At 76.1% G+C, this 18980-nt stretch carries 15 protein-coding genes; 8 read left to right on the top strand and 7 right to left on the bottom strand.

All coding sequences use genetic code 11. From position 1 onward, the window contains the following. Positions 1–737: 737 nt before the first annotated feature. On the bottom strand, positions 738–1025 hold the full coding sequence (locus IHE55_RS27255; RefSeq protein ID WP_197991457.1) for a hypothetical protein: 288 nt from the start codon (positions 1023–1025) through the stop codon (positions 738–740). 193 nt (positions 1026–1218) lie between these two features. Here IHE55_RS27255 and IHE55_RS27250 point away from each other — a divergent pair, with 193 nt between their 5' ends. Beyond that, positions 1219–2379, top strand: coding sequence for a CapA family protein (locus tag IHE55_RS27250; RefSeq protein WP_197991456.1), 1161 nt, complete (start codon positions 1219–1221; stop codon positions 2377–2379). A gap of 247 nt (positions 2380–2626) precedes the next feature. Here the strand turns inward: IHE55_RS27250 and IHE55_RS27245 are convergent, their stop codons facing one another. Next, positions 2627–3400, bottom strand: coding sequence for a DJ-1/PfpI family protein (locus tag IHE55_RS27245; RefSeq protein ID WP_307826833.1), 774 nt, complete (start codon positions 3398–3400; stop codon positions 2627–2629). 209 nt (positions 3401–3609) lie between these two features. Between IHE55_RS27245 and IHE55_RS27240 the strand changes: the two genes are divergently transcribed. Beyond that, positions 3610–4293, top strand: a complete 684-nt coding sequence (locus IHE55_RS27240) for an endonuclease (RefSeq protein ID WP_197991454.1) — start codon at positions 3610–3612, stop codon at positions 4291–4293. Positions 4294–4654: 361 nt separating this feature from the next. Continuing rightward, the gene (locus tag IHE55_RS27235; protein ID WP_197991453.1) at positions 4655–6169 is read left to right on the top strand and encodes an aminotransferase class I/II-fold pyridoxal phosphate-dependent enzyme; all 1515 of its coding nucleotides are present in this window, start codon (positions 4655–4657) and stop codon (positions 6167–6169) included. A gap of 150 nt (positions 6170–6319) precedes the next feature. Here IHE55_RS27235 and IHE55_RS27230 read toward each other — a convergent pair whose 3' ends face one another. After that, entirely contained in the window at positions 6320–6493 is a 174-nt protein-coding gene (locus IHE55_RS27230) for a hypothetical protein (protein ID WP_197991452.1), read from the bottom strand. A gap of 655 nt (positions 6494–7148) precedes the next feature. Then, the gene (locus IHE55_RS27225; protein ID WP_307826832.1) at positions 7149–7736 is read right to left on the bottom strand and encodes a DUF6328 family protein; all 588 of its coding nucleotides are present in this window, start codon (positions 7734–7736) and stop codon (positions 7149–7151) included. Positions 7737–8061: 325 nt separating this feature from the next. Between IHE55_RS27225 and IHE55_RS27220 the strand changes: the two genes are divergently transcribed. After that, a complete protein-coding gene (locus IHE55_RS27220; protein WP_197991451.1) occupies positions 8062–10461 on the top strand; it encodes a glycoside hydrolase family 65 protein in 2400 nt (799 codons plus the stop codon). Between the two features lie 153 nt (positions 10462–10614). On the opposite strand, the gene IHE55_RS27215 is transcribed toward IHE55_RS27220, so the two are convergent. Next, the gene (locus tag IHE55_RS27215) at positions 10615–11451 is read right to left on the bottom strand and encodes a thioesterase family protein (RefSeq protein WP_197991450.1); all 837 of its coding nucleotides are present in this window, start codon (positions 11449–11451) and stop codon (positions 10615–10617) included. A 22-nt stretch (positions 11452–11473) separates the two neighbouring features. Beyond that, positions 11474–12229, bottom strand: a complete 756-nt coding sequence (locus tag IHE55_RS27210; protein ID WP_372442734.1) for a TetR/AcrR family transcriptional regulator — start codon at positions 12227–12229, stop codon at positions 11474–11476. Between the two features lie 237 nt (positions 12230–12466). On the opposite strand from IHE55_RS27210, the gene IHE55_RS27205 reads away from it, so the two are divergent. From IHE55_RS27205 to IHE55_RS27190, 4 genes are all read left to right on the top strand, one after another. After that, positions 12467–13414 (top strand): TIGR03620 family F420-dependent LLM class oxidoreductase, encoded by a 948-nt coding sequence (locus IHE55_RS27205; RefSeq protein WP_197991449.1) that lies wholly within the window; start codon positions 12467–12469, stop codon positions 13412–13414. A 416-nt stretch (positions 13415–13830) separates the two neighbouring features. Continuing rightward, positions 13831–14769 (top strand): hypothetical protein, encoded by a 939-nt coding sequence (locus tag IHE55_RS27200; protein WP_197991448.1) that lies wholly within the window; start codon positions 13831–13833, stop codon positions 14767–14769. A gap of 93 nt (positions 14770–14862) precedes the next feature. Continuing rightward, positions 14863–16236 carry a phenylacetate--CoA ligase PaaK gene (gene paaK / locus IHE55_RS27195; RefSeq protein WP_197992281.1) on the top strand — a complete coding sequence of 458 codons (1374 nt, stop codon included), beginning with the start codon at positions 14863–14865 and terminating at the stop codon, positions 16234–16236. Positions 16237–16649: 413 nt separating this feature from the next. Then, positions 16650–18047 carry an NADP-dependent succinic semialdehyde dehydrogenase gene (locus IHE55_RS27190; RefSeq protein WP_197991447.1) on the top strand — a complete coding sequence of 466 codons (1398 nt, stop codon included), beginning with the start codon at positions 16650–16652 and terminating at the stop codon, positions 18045–18047. Between the two features lie 345 nt (positions 18048–18392). On the opposite strand, the gene IHE55_RS27185 is transcribed toward IHE55_RS27190, so the two are convergent. Then, the gene (locus tag IHE55_RS27185) at positions 18393–18926 is read right to left on the bottom strand and encodes a ferritin-like domain-containing protein (protein ID WP_197991446.1); all 534 of its coding nucleotides are present in this window, start codon (positions 18924–18926) and stop codon (positions 18393–18395) included. Between the last annotated feature and the right edge of the window lie 54 nt (positions 18927–18980).

Raw genomic sequence — 18980 nt, 5'->3', positions numbered from 1 at the left:
GTACGGGCGGCCCGCGCGGGCGGGCCGGGCGGCGGGGGTCACGGCGGAGACCTCGGCCGCCGCCGGCGGGCCGTGGCCCGCGCATCGCCGTGGTGCCGGCACGGCGGTGTGGTCCGCGCTCCGGGCGCCGGGCCCCGGGTCGCCCACGTCCGCGCACGGTCGCCGCGCGCCACCGGCGGGGCAACTGCCCGTAGTCGCCGCGACGCGCTGCGCAACAGGGAGCATAGCCAGCTCCCCGGCCCGTCGCGGGCTTCGCGCATATATCACCGGCATGTACTCACGTCCGAATTTCACATCGGACATTTGCCGCCAGTACGGTGGGAATCCGCCCTACTCCGACCAGTCGGGGCGACGCCTTCCCACCCTCCGGGTCAGGGACGGGCGGTGGCCCGGATGCGGCGGGCGGGGGCCGGGGACGCCCGGATGCGGCGGGGCGGGGGAGCCGGACAAAGGCGGGACCGGGACGCGGGCCGAGGGGCGGCGGATCCCGGAGCCCATTCCGCCCGGGGCGGCGGAGGTAGCACGACACGGCCCCGCGAGCGGGAGCCGCAGCGGGGCGCCGGCCGGCGGCGGTCGCGGCCGGGGGGGCGAGGCGTGACGGCCGGACATCGGCCGATGAGGATGCGGCGGCGGGGCGGTGCGGCCGGACGGCCGCGCGGGACCGGAGCCGGTCCACACGCCCAGGTCAGCACCGAGAGGAACACGCGCACCGCGGCGCACGGGCGGGCAACGGCGCCTCAGACCGCCGCGCGCTCCGCCATCGGGATCTCGGTGGAACCGGCCTCCAGGGCGCACCGGAGCACCCCGGACCCCAGCCGCGGCCGGTGCACGAAGACGCGGAAGGGACGGGCCGGCTCGCCGGGCAGCTCGGCCTCCAGGACCGCGGTCCCCCGGGCCCGCACCCGTTCGGTGCACACTTCCTCGCCGTCCACCTGCACCTCGATGAGCGCGACCCGTCCGCCGCGCACCGCCACCGTTACCGAGTGGCCGCGGTGGTCGGCGTGGAAGTGGCGGCTGGGACCCATCTGACTCCTCCTCGGCTCCGCCCCGAACCGGCCCGTGTCACGGACCCGGCCGCGCCGCCCGGCGGCACGGCCTCCGGGTGACTCCCGCCTGCGCCGTTCCGGTGAAGCTGCGGCGGGCTCCGCGAGGGCGTGGACTCTCGCGCACATAAATACGACTATCCACCCTTTTCCCCTATGAATGTGGCGAGAAACCATGGCCTTTCTCATACCCCGCCGGGCGGCGCTGACCGCGGCCGCGCTGCTCGCCCTGGCCTCCGGCTGCGGCGACGGTACGTCCCGAGGCACCCCGGACCGGGACAAGCCGTCCGCGACCCCGGCCGCGCCCGCCCGTCGCGGCTTCACCCTGCTGGCCACCGGCGACCTGCTGATCCACGCCTCGGTCATACGCCAGGCCCGGGCCGACGCGGGCGGCGACGGCTACGACTTCCGGCCCATGCTGGCGGCGGACGAGGAGCTGGTCTCCTCCGCCGACGTGGCGATATGCCACATGGAGACGGTCTACGGGGGCGACGGCGGCCCGTACACCGGCTATCCCTCCTTCCAGAGTCCCCCGCAGATAGCCCGGGCGGCGCGGGACCTGGGGTACGACTCCTGCTCCACCGCCTCCAACCACACCCTGGACGCCGGGGCCGAGGGGGTCACCCGCACCCTCGACGCGATGGACCGGGCCGGGCTGCGGCACGCCGGCTCCGCCCGCTCGGCGCGGGAGGCCCGCGCCCGGACCGTGCTCACCGCCGGCGGCGCCGAGGTCGTCCAGCTCGCCTACACCTACGGCACCAACGGCATACCGGTGCCGGACGGCAAGCCCTGGCTGGTGAACCGGATCGATCCGGAGCGGATCGTCCGGGACGCCCGGGCCGCCCGCCGCGCGGGCGCCGACGTGGTCGTGGTCAGCCTGCACTGGGGCACCGAGTGGCAGGAGGCGCCGGACGCGTTCCAGCGCCGCGTCGCCCGGGCGCTCACCGCCTCGTCCACCGGTGGCCGGCGTGACATCGACGTCCTGATCGGTACACATGCCCACGTCCCGCAGCCTTACGAGAAGGTCAACGGCGTGTGGGTGGTCTACGGCATGGGGGACCAGCTGGCCGGGGTGATGCCCGACCCGCGCGGCCAGCTCAGCTCGGCGGCCCGCTTCACCTTCACCCCGCCGGCCCGGCCCGGCGCCGCGTGGACGGTGTCCAAGGCGGAGTTCATCCCGCACCTGGTGGACAACGACCCGATCCGGGTGGTCAACCTCCCCCGGGCGCTGGAACGGAAGCCCGGCGACCCCCGCTACACCGAGGCGCTCGCGGCCGTGCGGAAGACCGTCCTGGCCCGGGGCGCGGACCGGGACGGGCTCACCATGGGCCGGTGACGTCCACGCCCGCGCCTCGTGGACCGGCCCCCGGGGGCCCGCTCACCCGGCCCCGGCGGCACCGCCGGACCCGGGCCGCGCCGCCGGACCCGGGCCGCGCCGCCGGACCCGGGCCGCACCAGGGGCCGGCCCCGCCCCGGCGCACCCACGCCACCGGGCGCCGGCCGGCACGCCTGGGCCCGGCCGGCGCCGCCTGGGGTGACCGCGCCGCCGGGGCCGGCCGCCTCTCCCGGACCCCGCCGCCGGATCAGCCGGCCGCCTCCTCCACCAGCCGCAGGGCCAGTTCCTGGAGTTCCGGGCCGGCCTTCTCCGGACTGCCGGTGTCGAACGGGGGCTGCGGGTCGTACTCGATCCCCAGCTGCATGGCCTGGGCGGTCCGGGTGTCGGACAGCAGCTGCACCAGCCGCAGCCCCATGTCCATGCCGGCCGAGACGCCGCCGGCGGTGATGATCTTCCCGGACTCCACGAAGCGGCCGGGGGTGTCGATGGCGCCCACGTCCTTCAGCACCGGGCGCGCCGCCCAGTAGGTGGTCGCCGGCACCCCCTTGAGCAGGCCCGCGGCGCCGAGGATGAGCGAGCCGGTGCACACCGAGGTGGTCCAGGTGGTGCGGCGGTGCATCCGGCGGAGCCAGTCGTGCACCTCGGTGTCGCGCATCATGGCCAGGGTGCCGGGGTTGCCGGCGCCGGGCACCACCAGCACCTCGGTACGGTGGACGTCGCGGATCGACCGCTCGGCCACCAGGCGGAGTTCACCGGTGTCGGAGGTGACCGGCCCGGCCTCCTTGGCCACCATCGTCACCCGTACGCCCGGCACCCGGCACAGCACCTCGTAGGGCCCCACCGCGTCGAGCGCCGTACAGCCCTCGTACAGCAGGATGGTGACCCGGATCCGGTCCCGTCCGGCGCCGCCCGCCTCGTCCTGCCGGGTCCGGCCGACCGCGCCCGGCGCGGCTCCGGCGCCCAGCCCCAGGCCCGCTCCGGCACCGACCGCCGTCCCCAGTAACGTCCGTCTCCGCAGCACTCTTCCGCCCCTCCTGTGATGGTCAGGCCTCCCATCGTTCTCCACCGGCATGGGGCCGGGCCACAGGAAACCGGCCGACTGTCCGTCCCCGCGAACGGGAACGGGCCCGGACCGGAGCGTCCCCGGGAAGGGGGCAGGCCGGCGCGGAGGCGGGCGAATCCACCGACCGGGCGGTTTACCGGGCGCCGCCGCCCGGGAGTGCACAGGACATGGCTCGTGACGCACGCCCCACCGGCCCGGCCCGCCACCGGCGGACGGTCGACGCCCTGCTGGACCGCTGCGGCCGGACGTACGCCGCCGACGCCGGCATCCGGCTCAAGGACACACCGCAGCCGCTGTACCAGCTGCTGGTCCTGGCACTGCTGCTCAGCGCCCGCATCCGGGCCTCCACGGCGGTGGACGCCGCCCGGGCCCTCTTCGACGACGGGCTGCGCAGCGCCCGCCGGATGGCGGACGCCACCTGGCAGCAGCGCGTGGACGCGCTCGGCCGGGGGCACTACCGCCGCTACGACGAACGCACCTCCACCCAGCTGGGGGACGGTGCGCGATTCCTCCTCGACACCTGCCGGGGCGATCCGCGGCGGCTGCGGGAGCGGGCCGGCCAGGACCCGCGGGAGCTGAGCCGGCTGCTCCAGGAGGTGCCGGGGCTGGGCCCGACCGGGGCCGACATCTTCCTCCGTGAGGTCCAGGGCGTCTGGCCGGAAGTGGCCCCCTACATCGACGCCAAGGCCACCCAGGGCGCGGAGCGCATCGGTCTGCCGGGCGACGCCGAGGAGCTGGGCCGGCTCGCCGGGGACCGGGCCCCCGAGGTCTTCGCGGCCGCGCTGGTCCGGGTGGCGCTCGACCGGGGGCTGGCCGACGAGGTCGCGGCGGCGGCCGGCGGCGAGGACTGACGGCCCGGCGGCACGGCCCCGGCGCCGCGGGTCGGCGGCACGGCGGCACGGCGCCGACGGACGGGAGCTGACGCCCCGACGGCACGGCCCCGGCGGCGAGCACCGGTGTCCGGCGGTGCGACGACAGGGCCTTCCCCGGCGACGGCCGGCCGCACCCCGGCGTCGCGGGTCCGCCGCCCGGGCCGGCGCCGGGACGGCCGGCGGGAAGCACGGCCCCTCGCACCCCGGCTCCCACACCCCCGGCGGCCCGCGCCGCAACCCGCACCCGCGCCGCCCCGATCGCCGCACCGGGTGTGCACCGCGTGGAGGGCTCGGCGCTTCGGAGCGATTGGTCCCAGGATGTGCCGGGAAGCCGTACCGCATGAATCACGACCACACGCAGGCCCCGGTCCTGGAGGCGCTCGCCCGCTACCGTCAGTCGGGGGCGCTCTCCTTCTGCCCGCCGGGGCACAAGCAGGGCAGGGGCGCCGATCCGGAGGTGCGCCGGGTGCTCGGCGACGCCGTCTTCCGGGACGATCTGCTGGCCTCCGGCGCGCTGGACGACCGCCGCGGCCGGGGCCGGGTGCTGGAACGGGCCGAGGCGCTGATGGCCGACGCGGTGCACGCCACCCACACCTTCTTCACCACCTGCGGCAGCTCCCTGTCGGTCAAGTCGGCGATGCTCGCGGTCGCCGGGCCGCACCAGAAGCTGCTGATCGGCCGGGACGCCCACAAGTCGGTGGTCTCCGGACTGATCCTGTCCGGGGTGCGCCCGGTGTGGGTGGACCCGCAGTGGGACGCCGAGCGCCACCTGGCCCACCCGCCCTCGCCGGCGGCGTTCGAGGCGGCGTTCGAGAAGCACCCGGACGCGCGGGGCGCGCTGGTGGTCAGCCCCACCCCGTACGGGACCTGTGCGGACCTGCGCGGGATCGCCGAGGTGTGCCACCGCAGGTCCCGGCCGCTCATCGTGGACGAGGCGTGGGGCGCCCACCTGCCGTTCCACCCCGAGCTGCCCGCCTGGGCGATGGACGCGGGCGCCGACATCTGTGTGACCAGCATCCACAAGATGGGCAGCGGGCTGGAGCAGGGTTCGGTCTTCCACCTCCAGGGCGACCTGGTCGATCCGGCGGTGCTGCGGTCGCGGGCGGACCTGCTGGGCACCACCAGCCCCTCGGTGCCGGTGTACGCGGCGCTCGACGGGTGGCGCCGCCAGATGGTGCTGCACGGCCACGAACTGCTCGGCAACGCGCTGGAGCTGGCCGCGAAGGTGCGGACGGCCGTCGAGGGCATCCCCGGACTGCACGTCAACGACCGCGCGGACCTGGTCGGTGACGGCCTGGCACACGACTTCGACCCGCTGCCGGTCGTGGTGGACGTCGCCGACCTGGACACCACCGGCTACGTGGCGGCCGACTGGCTGCGGGAGCACCGGCACATCGCCGTGCACCTGGCGGACCACCGCCGCATCAACGCCCAGCTCACCCACGCCGACGACACCTCCACCGCGGGCGCGCTGGTCAGCGCGCTGGAGGACTTCGCCGGCCACGCCGGGGAGCTGCCCGGCGCCTCCTCGGTGGCCGTCCCCTCCCCCGCCGAGCTGCGGATGGAGCAGAGCCGCCTGCCCCGGGACGCGTACTTCGGGCCGGTGGAGGACGTTCCGGTGACGGAGGCGGCCGGCCGGGTCAGCGCCGAGATGCTGACGCCCTACCCCCCGGGCATCCCGACCGCGCTGCCCGGTGAGCGGCTCACCGAACCGGTACTGCGCTACCTGACCTCCGGGGTGGCCGCGGGGATGCAGCTGCCCGACGCCACCGACCCCGGGCTGCGCACCGTCCGGGTGCTCCGCGAGGACGCCGCCGCGGACGCCGCCGGCGGCCGGTTCCCGTCGTCGGAGTGACGCCGGACCACGGGTCCCGGGCCGTGGCACGCGCCGGGTCCGGTCCCGGCCCGTCCCCGCCGGGGCTGACGGAAACACCGACACCGAGGGCCGGCCCGGCCCACCGCCGGCAGGGACGGTGTCCGGGTGCCCCGGCCGTGGCCGTGCGGGTCACCGGGCCACGATGAGCGCCCGGAGGGCGACGAGCACGGCGGCGAAGGTTCCGGCGACACCGAGCCGGGCGGCCAGTCGTGGGTGCCGGTGGGTCAGGTAGGCCAGGGTGCCGAGGAGCTGCAGGGTGACGACGGCCGTGAGCAGCAGGACGAGCAGCGGAAGTGTGGACACCGGTTTTCCCTTCGGGTCGATGCGCCGGGCCGGTGCGCCGGCGGGTGTCCATTCAGCCCGGTACGGAGGACGGGATCGCCGGAACCCGGTTCGTCCGCCCGTCGGAGCTGGGGCAGGTGTGCCCGTGCGGCGTGCCGGGGTCCGCGCCGCGGGCGGTGGCGGACCGGGCCGCGGCGCCGGGGCGGCCGTTCCCCGGAGCATGTTCCCGCAGCTCACCGGCGGGGTGGGCGGGACTGATCCGCGCAGCGTCGCGCCGTGCCGCCGAGGAGCCGGGTCCGGGTCGCCCGTGGGGGTGGCACGCCCCGGACGGCACGTTCCGGCGCCGTTCGACGCGTCGTGGCGCACCGGTAGCCGGGGAAGGTGAAGCGACCGGCCGAGAACCAGCAGAGCCCCGGGGCTGGCGGCGGGCGCCGCGGAGCCGGCATAGGTTGAGGTGACAGCCGGTGGCCGGAGCCCGTCGCGCGGACCCGCCGCCGGCCCGTCCGTGCCGTGCCGCCACGCGGGGTACGCGACCGCCCGCGTACCGCCACGGCCGCTGTCGGCACGCGGCCGCCCGGGTCCATCCCCCTCGGCAGCAGGCCACCGGCGGCCGGCCCGGCGCCACGTCAACGGCGGTGGGACCCGTGCCACGTCACCGGCGGTCGGCGGTACGTCCTCAGCGGTCGGCGCGGCCGGTGAGCACGTTGTGGCGGGCCCAGACGGGCAGGACGAACCAGCACATCACGAACCACAGCACCATCGCGGCCACCAGCCACACCGCCACCGCGTCCCGGACCACGACCCGCAGCACGAGCAGCAGCGCGGAGGCCATGGTGCACAGCAGCAGTGCCAGCCCGAGCAGGGTCAGCCGGGAGGCCCAGACCACGGTCTGCGGCTTCAGCCGCTTCCCGGTGAGCAGCCGGTGGAAGGAGACCGGGCCGATGAGCACGCCGGTGGTCGCCGCCCCCAGCATCACGGTGATCACGTAGATACGGCGGTCGGCGTCCGACAGGTCGCCGAAGCCGGGCTGGAAGACGACGGTGAGCAGGAAGCCGAAGAGGATCTGCACCCCGGTCTGCGCCACCCGCAGCTCCTGGAGCAGGTCCCCCCACCGCCGGTCCGCCCGCTCCTCGGGCGTCTCGTCCCGGCCGCGCCGGTGTTCCCGGGTGCCGGGGTTCCCGCCGGCCGCCTGTGACGGGCCTTTGCCGGCCTCCCGCCGTGAGGCTCCGGCGGGGCCCGTCCCGCCCGTCCCGTCCGACGTCACCGAGGACCACCTGCCGTTCCGCGCTGCGTACCCGTACCCTCCTCCAGGCTCGCCCACCGGGCGGGGGCCCGCTACCGTGCGCCGCCCGTCGGAGCCGGCACCGCGCCCGTCGGCCGGTCACCGCACCCGCCGCTCCGCACCGCCCGGCGCACGAGCCCGGCGCGCGGTCCGCGCCGGGCTCGGCGGCCCCGCCCCCGGTGTCCCGGTCCCCGCCCCGGGCCCGGCCACCGCCGCCGACCGGCGGCGCCCGGCCGGCCGTCCCACACTGGGAGAAAGGTCCGCACCGCGTGGCCGCGCGGCACCGCACAGCCCGGGAGGTGAGCCGATGCGGGACTGGACATGGTCCTACGAGGGGTACCAGCCGGCCGCCGAGCGGCTGCGCGAGTCGTTGTGCACCCTGGGCAACGGCTATTTCGCCACCCGGGGCGCGGCCTGCGAGACCGCCGCGGACGAGGTCCACTACCCGGGCACGTACGCCGCGGGCTGCTACAACCGCAAGGTCTCGGTGGTGGCGGGCCGCGAGGTGGAGAACGAGGACCTGGTCAACCTGCCCAACTGGCTGCCGCTGCGGTACCGGCTGCGCCCCGCCGACGCGCCGGCCGGCCCCTGGCTCACCCCGGACGGCCCGCAGCTGCGCGCCCACCGCCAGGAACTCGACCTGCGCCACGGCACCCTGACCCGGCGCACCCGGTACGAGGACGCCGACGGGCGCCGGCTCCACGTGGAGCAGTGCCGGCTGGTCCACATGGGCGACCCGCACCTGGCGGCGGTGCGCACCGTCTTCTCGGCGGAGAACTGGTCCGGGAACCTGGACGTGGTCTCGGAGCTGGACGGGCGGGTCACCAACGACGGGGTGGCCCGGTACCGGGCACTGGACGGGCACCATCTGGACCGGGTGCGCACCGGCGCCGCGGGCCCGGGCACGGTGTGGCTGACCAGCCGCACCACCCGGTCCGACATCCGGGTCGCGCTGGCCGCGCGGACCACCGAGTCCTCCGGCGCGCCGCTCTCCTCCGGCGCGGTGCCCGCGGAGCGCACCGCCGCCTGGCATCTGACCGTGCCGGTCGGTCCGCGGGCCCCGGTGACGGTGGAGAAGACCGTGGCGCTGCACACCTCGCGGGACGCGGCAATCAGCGATCCGCGGTGGGCGGCGGTGGACCGGGTGGAACGGGCTCCGGCCTTCGCGCAGTTGCTGGCCTCGCACCGGACCGCGTGGCGGCACCTGTGGCAGCGGGCGGAGCTGGACGTGCCCGGGGAGGCGGGCCGGATCCTGCGGCTGCACCTGTTCCACGTGCTGCAGACCCTCTCCCCGCACACCGCGGAGCTGGACGTGGGGGTGCCGGCGCGCGGGCTGCACGGTGAGGCGTACCGGGGCCACGTCTTCTGGGACGAGCTGTTCGTGCTGCCGTTTTTGAACCTGCACTTCCCCGAGGTCTCCCGGGCGCTGCTGAGCTACCGGCACCGGCGGCTGCCGCAGGCCTGCCGGGCGGCCGCGGACGGCGGACGGGCGGGGGCCCGGTACCCGTGGCAGAGCGGCAGCGAGGGGCGGGAGGAGACCCAGACCCTGCACCTGAACCCGCGCTCCGGCCGCTGGCTGCCGGACCACTCGCGGCTCCAGCAGCACGTGGGCTCGGCGGTCGCCTACAACGTGTGGCAGTACTGCCAGGCCAGCGGCGACACCGACTTCCTTCACACCAAGGGCGCCGAGATGCTGCTGCAGATCGCCCGGTTCTGGGCGGACTCGGCCACCTGGGACGCGGCCCGGGAGCGGTACCGCATCCGCGGGGTGGTGGGGCCGGACGAGTACCACGAGGCGTATCCGGACTCGGAGGCGCCCGGCCTGGACGACAACGCCTACACCAACGTCACCGCCGCCTGGGTGCTGGCGCGGGCCCTGGGGCTGGCCCGGGAGCTTCCCGTGCCGCGGCGCCGGGAGCTGTTCGAGCGGGTCGCGCTGGAGGAGGACGAGCTGGACCGGTGGGACGACGTCTCCCGGCGGCTGCGGGTGCCCTTCCACCGCGGTGTGATCAGCCAGTTCGACGGGTACGGCGACCTGGCCGAGCTGGACTGGGGGGCGTACCGGGACCGGTACGGGGACATCCGCCGGCTCGACCGGATCCTGGAGGCGGAGGGGGACACGGCCAACCGCTACCAGGCGTCGAAGCAGGCGGACGCCCTGATGCTCGGCTATCTGTTCTCGCCCGCCGAACTGGCCGGGCTGTTCCGGCGGCTGGGGTACCGGCTGGACGACGAGGTCTGGCAGGCCACGGTGGAGTACTACCTGCGCCGCACCAGCCACGGCTCGACGCTGAGCGGGCTGGTGCACGGCTGGGTGCTGGCCCGGGTGCGGCGCGCCGACGCGTGGCGGTACTGCCAGGAGGCGCTGGCCGGTGATGTGGCCGACGTCCAGGGCGGCACCACGGCCGAGGGCATCCACCTGGGCGCGATGGCGGGCACCCTGGACCTGGTGCAGCGCGGCCTGACCGGGCTGGAGACCCGTCAGGACGCGCTGTGGCTGGACCCGGTGCCGCTGCCGGAGCTGTCGGAGTACGGCTTCTCGCTGCGGTACCGCGCCGACTGGGGGGTGGGGGTGCACATGCGGTCGGGGGAGGTCGGCATCACCGTCCCGGCCTCCGATCCGGAGCCGATCCGGGTGGTGCTGGCCGACCGGCAGGTCACCGTCGCCCCGGGGTACTCGGGACGGCTGAGGCTCCCGGACGGCTGAGGCTCCCGACGCCCGGGGCTCCGAGGGCCGGGACCGCGGGCACCGGGTGCGGGCCGTCCCCCCGGGGTGCGGCGGGCGTACGGCCGGACCGGCGGGCGGGGCGTACGGGAGCGGTGTCCGCCGCGCCGGGCGCGGCGGACCGGTGGCGGGCCGTCAGCCGCGCGGGGCCTTCGCCAGCTGGCGGGACTGGGCGACCAGCCGGTCGGCGCTGTCCCAGACCTCGGCGTCCTCCTCCAGCAGGCCGCCGGCGAGGTTGCGGGTGGTGATGGCGACCCGGAGCGGCCCGGGGGCGGGCCGGCAGCGGATGTGGGTGGTGAGTTCGACCGTCGGGGTCCAGCCCATCAGGCCCAGTTCGAAGGAGGTCGGCGGGAGCGCGTCCACGGTGAGCAGCAGCGAGAGCGGGTCGGGGTCGCGGCCGTCCGCCAGGCCGAACCAGCCGCGCATCTCGCCCTTGCCGGAGGGCGCGCCGACCGCCCAGCCGACCGTGGCCGGGTCGAGGCGGATGTCCAGCCGCTCGATGATCGCGGAGCTGCCGGGGAGGGGGGCCGGTCCGTCGGCGGTGCCCAGGCAGTGCTCCGGCGGCGGGATGGCCGGCGGCTTGGCCGAGGTGCGGACGTCGTCGGGGAGCCCGTCGAGGTCGCCGTAGGTGGCCAGTACCCGGATGCGCTCCACCTCGGTGCCGTCCTCGGCGTACTGGTACAGGGACGCCTGGCCGGTGGAGAGGGTCGAGCCGGTGCGCACCGTCTCGGTCCGCACCACCGCGGGTCCGGGCACCGACGCCGTCAGGTAGTACGCCGAGACGCTGATCGGGTCGGGGTGCGGCAGGGTGTCCGCCAGGGCCCGGCCCAGTACGGCGAGCAGATAGCCGCCGTTGACGGCCTGGATGATGGTCCAGCCCGCGGACAGTTCGGCGTCGTAGACGCCGGGCTCGCGTGCGGTGACCGCGGTGTCGCGGTCGAACTCGCTGTCTCCGATGGTCGCCTGACTCATGCCGGCATCTTACAAGGTTCTATTACTGAGCGGTAGCTTTTCTCCGGCTCACCGACCACCCTCCACCGGCCCTCCCCTCCCCCGCCGGCCCTCTCTCCCCCCGTCCGCACCCCTCTCCCCGCCGGCACTCCCCACCGCCAGCGGCGCTCCCTCCCGCACCGCCGGAACGGGCCCGGCGGTCGCCCGGCGCGGGCCGGAACACCGCGTCCAGGACCAGATCCAGCAGCCGGGCGGACTGCCCCTCGTCGGCGTCACGCGCGGTGGACAGGGCGATCCCCACCACCAGCCGCAGCAGATCGTCCGGGGCCAGGTCGGCGCGGGCGGTGCCCCGCCGGCGGGCCCGGTCGAGCAGCCCGGCCGCCGCGTCGTGGATCATCCGGTGGCAGTCGATCCCCAGCGCCCGGGCGTCCTGCACCAGCAGCGCCCCGCCCATCCCCTGGTGGTCCCGGGCATGCTCCAGGAAGAGCGCCAGCCAGTGCGCGAGCGCCGCGTCGGGCGGCTGCCCGGCGGCCAGCTCGCCGGCCCGGCCGCAGAGCCGCTCGACACGGTCCCGGAGGACGGCCGCGAGCAGCGCCTGCCGGTTGGGGAAGTGGCGGTAGAGGGTTCCCGGCCCCACGCCGGCCCGGCGCGCGATCGCGTTCAGCGAGGCCTCCGGCCCCTCCTCCGCGAACACCTCCCGGGCCGCCGCCAGCAGCCGCTCCCGGTTGCGCCGGGCGTCGGTGCGCTCGCGCCGCGCCGCCCGGCCGCGGCCGTCATCGTCCCTCGTGCCCATCTCCATCTCCGGCCTCCCTGCCGCCCGGTCACCCTCCCGCCGGGCCGGCACGCCGCCGTCCCGCTCTCCACCCACCGCCCCACGGCGGACCCCGCCCGGGCACCGGACCGGTGCGCCCGGCGGATCCGCCGACCCCGCCGGGGAACCCGGCTGGCCAAAACGGAGAGCTTCTCCGTATAGTACCGCCAGGAAACCGGAGAGGTTCTCCGGTAAAGACGGCCCTGTGCCGCGAGAGGGGCGGAGATGACGCGAGACGGGCACGGCTCACGGGGCCGGGTGGGCCTGTGGACGGCGGCCTTCGAGGGACATCCGGCGGGACCGGTCCGGGAGGCCGCCGCGGAGATCGAGGAACTGGGCTACGGCGCCCTGTGGTTCGGGGAGGCGTTCGGCCGGGACACCGTGGGGCAGGCCTGGCTGCTGCTCTCGGCCACCCGCCGGCTGGTCGTGGCCTCCGGGATCGCCAACATCGCCTTCCGGGACCCGGTCGCCATGGCCACCGCGACCCGCACGCTCGGCGAGGCGTTCCCGGGGCGGTACGTCCTCGGGCTGGGCGGCCACCGGGTGGACGACACCCCGCGCACGCTCGACGGCTACCCGCTGCCGGCCCGGGCGCGGGCGGCGGCCACCCTGCGCGGCTACCTGGCGTCGATGGACGCGGTGCCCGCCCACGGGCCGGCACCGGACCCCGCGCCGCGGCGGGTGCTCGCCGCCCTGGGACCGCGGATGCTGCGGCTGGCGGCGGAGGAGACGTGGGGCGCCCACACCTACTTCGTCCCGGTGGAGCACACCGCGCGGGCCCGGGAGATCATGGGCCCGGACGCGTTCCTCGCCGTGGAGCAGGCGGTGGTGCTGGACGACGACCGGGACCGGGCGTACCGGACCGCCGAGGCCCATGTCACCGCGTACCTGCGCCACGCGCCCCACCAGGAGGCGAACGTGCGGCGGCTCGGCTTCGGCGACGAGGACGTGCGCGGCCCCAGCCGCCGGCTGGTGGACGCGATCGTGGCCCACGGGGACCTGTCCGCCGTCGAGCGCCGGGTGCGGGAGCACCTGGACGCCGGCGCCGACCACGTCTGCCTCCAGGTGCTCGGCCACGACCCGGCAGTACTGCCGCGCCGGGAGTGGCGGGAGCTGGCCGCCGCGCTCGTCCCGGCACCCCCGTCCCGCGGCGACCGGGCACCGGCGGGATGACGCGCCCGCGGTGGCCGCCGCCGGCACGGCGCGCACAGCGGAACGGAGGTGACCGCGCCGCACCGGGGCGGCGGGGGCCGCGCACGGGACGCCAGGAGCGGAGAAGGGCGCGGCGGGCGGACGCGCCACGAGGCGGTGGGCGGGGCGCCGGACGGCGGGACGCGGGGCGGCGGGCGGCGGCGGACCGGGGGCGTCACGGACGCGTTCGGGTCCGGTCCGGCGCGCGCCGATCCGGCCCGTCCGGGCCGCCGGGTGGCCCCTGCCGCACCCGAACGACGGTCAACTCCCCTACAGGTCCGGACCACCCGTGGGGTGAATCTCACGATACGGGCCGGTAGCAGTGTGGTTTCCGTACTACTGATAACAATCCGCGCAGCGATCTCCTCATGGGGCGGCCCCACTTCTACGCTCCCGCCATGCCGCTCTTTGGAAGCCGCCGCAGCGCCGCGGCACGCCTGGTCCCGGAACTCGACGACACCGCCCTCGGCCGGGTCCTGGCGCAGCTTCAGGCCCCGCCCGCGCCGGGGCTGCTGGACCTGCACGTGGAGCAGGCCGAACGGGTGATCAAGGACACCGGGACGGACTGGGACCGGCGGGCGCACCGGATGACCGTGCTGGCCCGCACCGCCCCGGGCCTCAACCTCGCCCGGGCCTGGGTGCAGCGCCGGGGGGACAGCACCGACGCCCTCGCCTTCCTGTCCTGGGTGGAGCTGCTGCGCCGACCCGGGAGCCCGGAGGAGGAGCGGGCGGCGGTCGACCGATGTTACCGGGCCGCCGATCTGCGCCCGGAGGACCCGACCCCGTGGGTGGTGCTGCTGGGTCTGCTGCGGCGGCTGCGGGCGCCGTCCCGGGAGGTCTTCCCGGTCTGGCGCGAGGTGACCGACCGCGATCCGTGGCACCGCGAGGCGTATCTGCAGATGCTCGGCTACCTGTCCCCCGAGGAGTGCGGGTCCCAGGTGCAGGTGCGCGACTTCGTCGACGCGGTACGGTCCCGCATCCCCGCCACCGCCCCGGCGGTCGGGGTGGAGCTGACCGCGACCGTCCTCCACCACCACCGCACCGTGCGGGACGGCGGGATCAACGCGGTGCTGGCGGGCAACCAGTGGGCGCACCCGCCGGCCTCCACCGCGCTGGAGAACGCCTTCGAGGACTGGACCCGGCCGGGTTTCCTGCGGCACGCGGCGGCCCTCGCCGACCTCAACCTCCTGGCGTACGTCCTGGTGCACGCCAACCGCACCCCGGACGCCGCGGTCGTCTTCAAGATGATCGAGGGCAAGGTGACCCCCTGGCCGTGGCGGCTGGACGGCGACCCGCTGGAGCGGTTCACCCACTGGCGGGAGCGCGCGCTGCGCTGAGCCGTCCCGGATCTTGACACCCCGCGGAACGGTGGGTTGACTTCGCCCTGACGTAAACCGAATGTTCGGTCGGTTCTTCCGAGGGCGGTGGAGATGACACAGGGGCGGCGGTCAGCGGGCGGGGACACCGAAGCGGTGGCGGGCGGCGCGGCGGACCCGCACCGCCCCGGCGGACCGGGTCCGGGGCCGCTGGACGAGGCGGAGCGGCTGAGCCGGGACGAGCTGGCCGCGCTCCAGCTGGAGCGGCTGCGGGCGGCGCTGGCCCACGCCTACGAGAACGTGGCGCCGTACCGGCGGAAGTTCGACGCGGCGGGGGTCACCCCGGACGACTGCCGGACGCTCGCCGACCTCGCCCGCTTCCCGTTCACCACCAAGGCCGACCTGCGCGAGCACTACCCGTACGGGATGTTCGCCGTCCCCATGGACCGGGTGCGGCGCCTGCACGCCTCCAGCGGCACCACCGGGCGGCCCACCGTGGTCGGCTACACCGAGCGGGACCTGTCGATGTGGGCGGACGTGGTGGCCCGGTCGATCCGGGCGGCCGGCGGCCGGCCCGGTCACAAGGTGCACATCTCCTACGGCTACGGCCTGTTCACCGGGGGCCTGGGCGCGCACTACGGCGCGGAGCGCGCGGGCTGTACCGTGATCCCGGCCTCCGGCGGCATGACCGCGCGCCAGGTGCGGATCATCGAGGACTTCCGGCCGGAGATCATCATGGTCACTCCGTCCTACATGCTCACCCTGATCGACGAGTTCGAGCGCCAGGGCATCGACCCGCGGACCACCTCGTTGAAGATCGGCATCTTCGGCGCCGAACCGTGGACCGAGCAGATGCGCCGCGAGATCGAGGAGCGGCTGGACATCCACGCGGTGGACATATACGGCCTCTCCGAGGTCATCGGGCCGGGCGTCGCCCAGGAGTGCGTGGAGACCAAGGACGGGCTGCACATCTGGGAGGACCACTTCTACCCGGAGGTGGTGGACCCGGTCACCGGCGAGGTGCTCCCCGACGGCGAGCGCGGCGAACTGGTGTTCACCGCGCTGACCAAGGAGGCGCTGCCGATGATCCGGTACCGCACCCGTGACCTCACCCGGCTCCTCCCGGGGACCGCCCGCCCCGCGTTCCGGCGGATGGAGAAGGTCACCGGCCGCTGCGACGACATGGTCATCGTGCGGGGGGTCAACCTCTTCCCCGGGCAGGTGGAGGAGATCGTGATCGGTACCCCGGGGGTGGCCCCGCACTTCCAGCTGGTGCTCACCCGCCGGGGGCGGATGGACCACCTGACGGTGCGCGCCGAGGCCCGCCCCGGCACCGGGTCCGAAACCCGTGCCGCCGCCGCGGCGGCCATCGCGCAGCGGCTCAAGGACGGCGCCGGGCTGTCGGCGGACGTGGAGATCGTCGACCCGGAGACGCTGGAGCGGTCGGTGGGCAAGATCCGGCGGATCGTCGACCGTCGCGGGGAGTGACCGCGGCCGGGGAGTGACGCGGCGGAACGGGTTCCTGCGTGGCCGGGACCGGCGTACCCGGCCGGCCCGGGCCGGCTCCGGGGTGCCCGACGGGGCCGCCCCGGGGCCCCCGACGACCGGGTCCGGGTACCCGTCGGTCGGACCGGGGGTCCCCGTCGGCCGGGGGTCGGGTCCCCGTCGGTCGGGTCCGGCGCGGCGGTGCGCGGGCGCGGCTCCGCCCCGGTGCCCCCGCGGCCGTACGCGCGGCCGGATCCCCGCGCGCCCGGTGGCCGGGGCGTGGGTCCGCGTGCGGGCCGGCGTGCCCGCGGTGCCGGCCGGCGCGCCGCTCCGGGACGGGCCGGGGCGGGCTCGCGTTGCGCGGCCGGCCGGGCGGGGTGAAGGTCGGTAGAGCGCCGACGAGAAAGGGACCCGGTATGCCCATCGCCACGGTGAACCCCGCGACCGGTGAGACGCTCCAGACGTTCGAGGCCCTGGGGCCCGAGGGGATCGAGGTGCGCCTGGCCGCGGCGGACGAGGCCGCCCGCAAGAGCCGCGGCACCGGTTTCGCCGAGCGGGCCCGGCTGATGGAGCGGGCCGCGGAGCTGCTGGAGGAGGACCTCGACGAGATCGCCCGTACCGTGACCACCGAGATGGGCAAGCCGCTGGCGGCGGCGCGGGCGGAGGCGGCCAAGTGCGCCCGGGCGATGCGCTGGTACGCGCGGCACGCCGAGGAACTGCTCGCCGACGAGCACCCCGCCGAGGCGGACGTGCGCGACTCCGGCGCCCGTGCGGCCCGGGTGGTGTACCGGCCGCTGGGCGTGGTGCTGGCGGTGATGCCCTGGAACTTCCCGCTCTGGCAGGTCGTGCGGTTCGCCGCCCCCGCGCTGATGGCGGGCAACGTGGGGCTGCTCAAACACGCCTCCAACGTGCCGCGGACCGCGCTGTACCTGGAGGAGCTGTTCCGCCGGGCCGGCTGGCCGCGCGGCTGCTTCCAGACGCTGCTGGTCGGCTCCGGCGCGATCGAGGGCATCCTGCGGGACCCCCGGGTGGCCGCGGCCACCCTTACCGGCAGCGAACCGGCCGGGCGCTCGGTGGCCGCCGTCGCCGGGGACGAGGTGAAGAAGACGGTGCTGGAGCTCGGCGGCAGCGACCCGTACGTGGTGCTGCCCTCCGCCGATGTGGCGCGGGCTGCCCGCACCGCGGTGACCGCCCGGACCCAGAACAACGGTCAGTCCTGCATCGCGGCCAAGCGCTTCATCGTGCACCGCGACGTCCACGACGAGTTCGCCGCCCGCTTCACCGAGGGCATGGCGGCGCTGCGGGTCGGCGACCCGATGGCGGACGGCACCGACATCGGTCCGCTGTCCAGCGAACGCGGCCGGGCCGACCTGGAGGAGCTGGTGGACGACGCGGTGCGGCTGGGCGCCTCGGCGCTGTGCGGCGGACGGCGGCCGGAGGGTCTGGACCGGGGGTGGTTCTACGAGCCGACCGTGCTGACCGGGGTGACCCCGCGGATGCGGATCCACCGGGAGGAGGCGTTCGGCCCGGTGGCGTCGCTGTACCGGGTGGACGACCTGGACGAGGCGGTGGCGCTCGCCAACGACACCCCCTTCGGGCTGAGTTCGAACCTGTGGACCCGCGACGAGGAGGAGCAGCGGCGGTTCGTCCGGGACATCGAGGCCGGAGGCGTGTACGTCAACGGGATGACCGCCTCCCACCCGGCGCTGCCGTTCGGCGGGGTGAAGCGCTCGGGCTACGGCCGGGAGCTGTCCGGCCACGGCATCCGGGAGTTCTGCAACGCCACCACGGTCTGGTACGGCGCCGAGCCGTGACGGCCGGCCGGCACGAGAGGCTCCCCGCCGGTACGACAGACCGCCGCCGGCACGGCAGGCCGCCGCACGCGGTGGGCGCGAGGTGCGGGGCCCGGGCCGCGGGAGGCGGCGACGGGACGGTGGGGGGTGCGGGGCGCCGGGGGCGGTGCGGGGCGCCGGTCACCGCCCGTCGTCCCCCCGCCGGCCCACCGGCGGCCCCGGCTCCCCGGCCCGTCCCGGGCCGCCGGATCCGGGGGGGCGGCGCACCCTGCATGACGCGCCACCCCCGCGCGAGGCACCGCCCGCCCGGACGGCCAGGGACCGCCTGGGACGGGCCCCGGGCTGACCCGGACGGACGGGCCGGGTTCAGACGCCGAGCAGGTCCACCAGGTCGTCGGCGTGTTCCTCCTCCTCTTCGAGGATGGACTCCATCAGCCGGCGGGTGGTGGGGTCGCTGTCGCCGAGCCAGCGGATGATCTCCTGGTAGGTGGAGATCACGATGCGCTCGGCGAGCAGGTTGTTCTCCAGCATGGTCTTCAGCTCGCCGTCGGGCGGCGTGGTGTAGTCGGTGTGCGCCCGCCGGGTGAGGGTGGCCGGGTCGAAGTCCGGGTCGCCGCCGAGCTGGGAGACGCGTTCGGCGGCGCGGACGGCGTGCTGCATCTCCTCCGCGGCGTGCTCGGTGAACTCGGCGGAGACCTGGGCGCGGTCGATGCCGCTCGCCGAGATGGCGTGCCGGGTGTACCGGAGCCAGCAGACCACCTCGGTGGCGATCACGTCGTTGAGGATGCCGATCACCCGCTCCCGGTCCGTCCCGTAGGTGTCGGTGACCGGCCCGGCCTCCATCTTCTGCCGGGCCTCGGCACGGATTCTGTTGACGTCCAGCACGAATTCGTCGGTCATCGCTGTTCCCTCGTGGTGGCTCTGCCCGCCGCTGCGGCGTGACGCCACCCGCCA

Origin of the sequence: Streptomyces pactum, from assembly GCF_016031615.1 — a bacterium.
GTDB lineage: Bacteria > Actinomycetota > Actinomycetes > Streptomycetales > Streptomycetaceae > Streptomyces > Streptomyces pactus.
The sequence above is the reverse complement of the archived record's forward strand: the minus strand, read 5'-3'. Positions and strand labels throughout refer to the sequence as shown.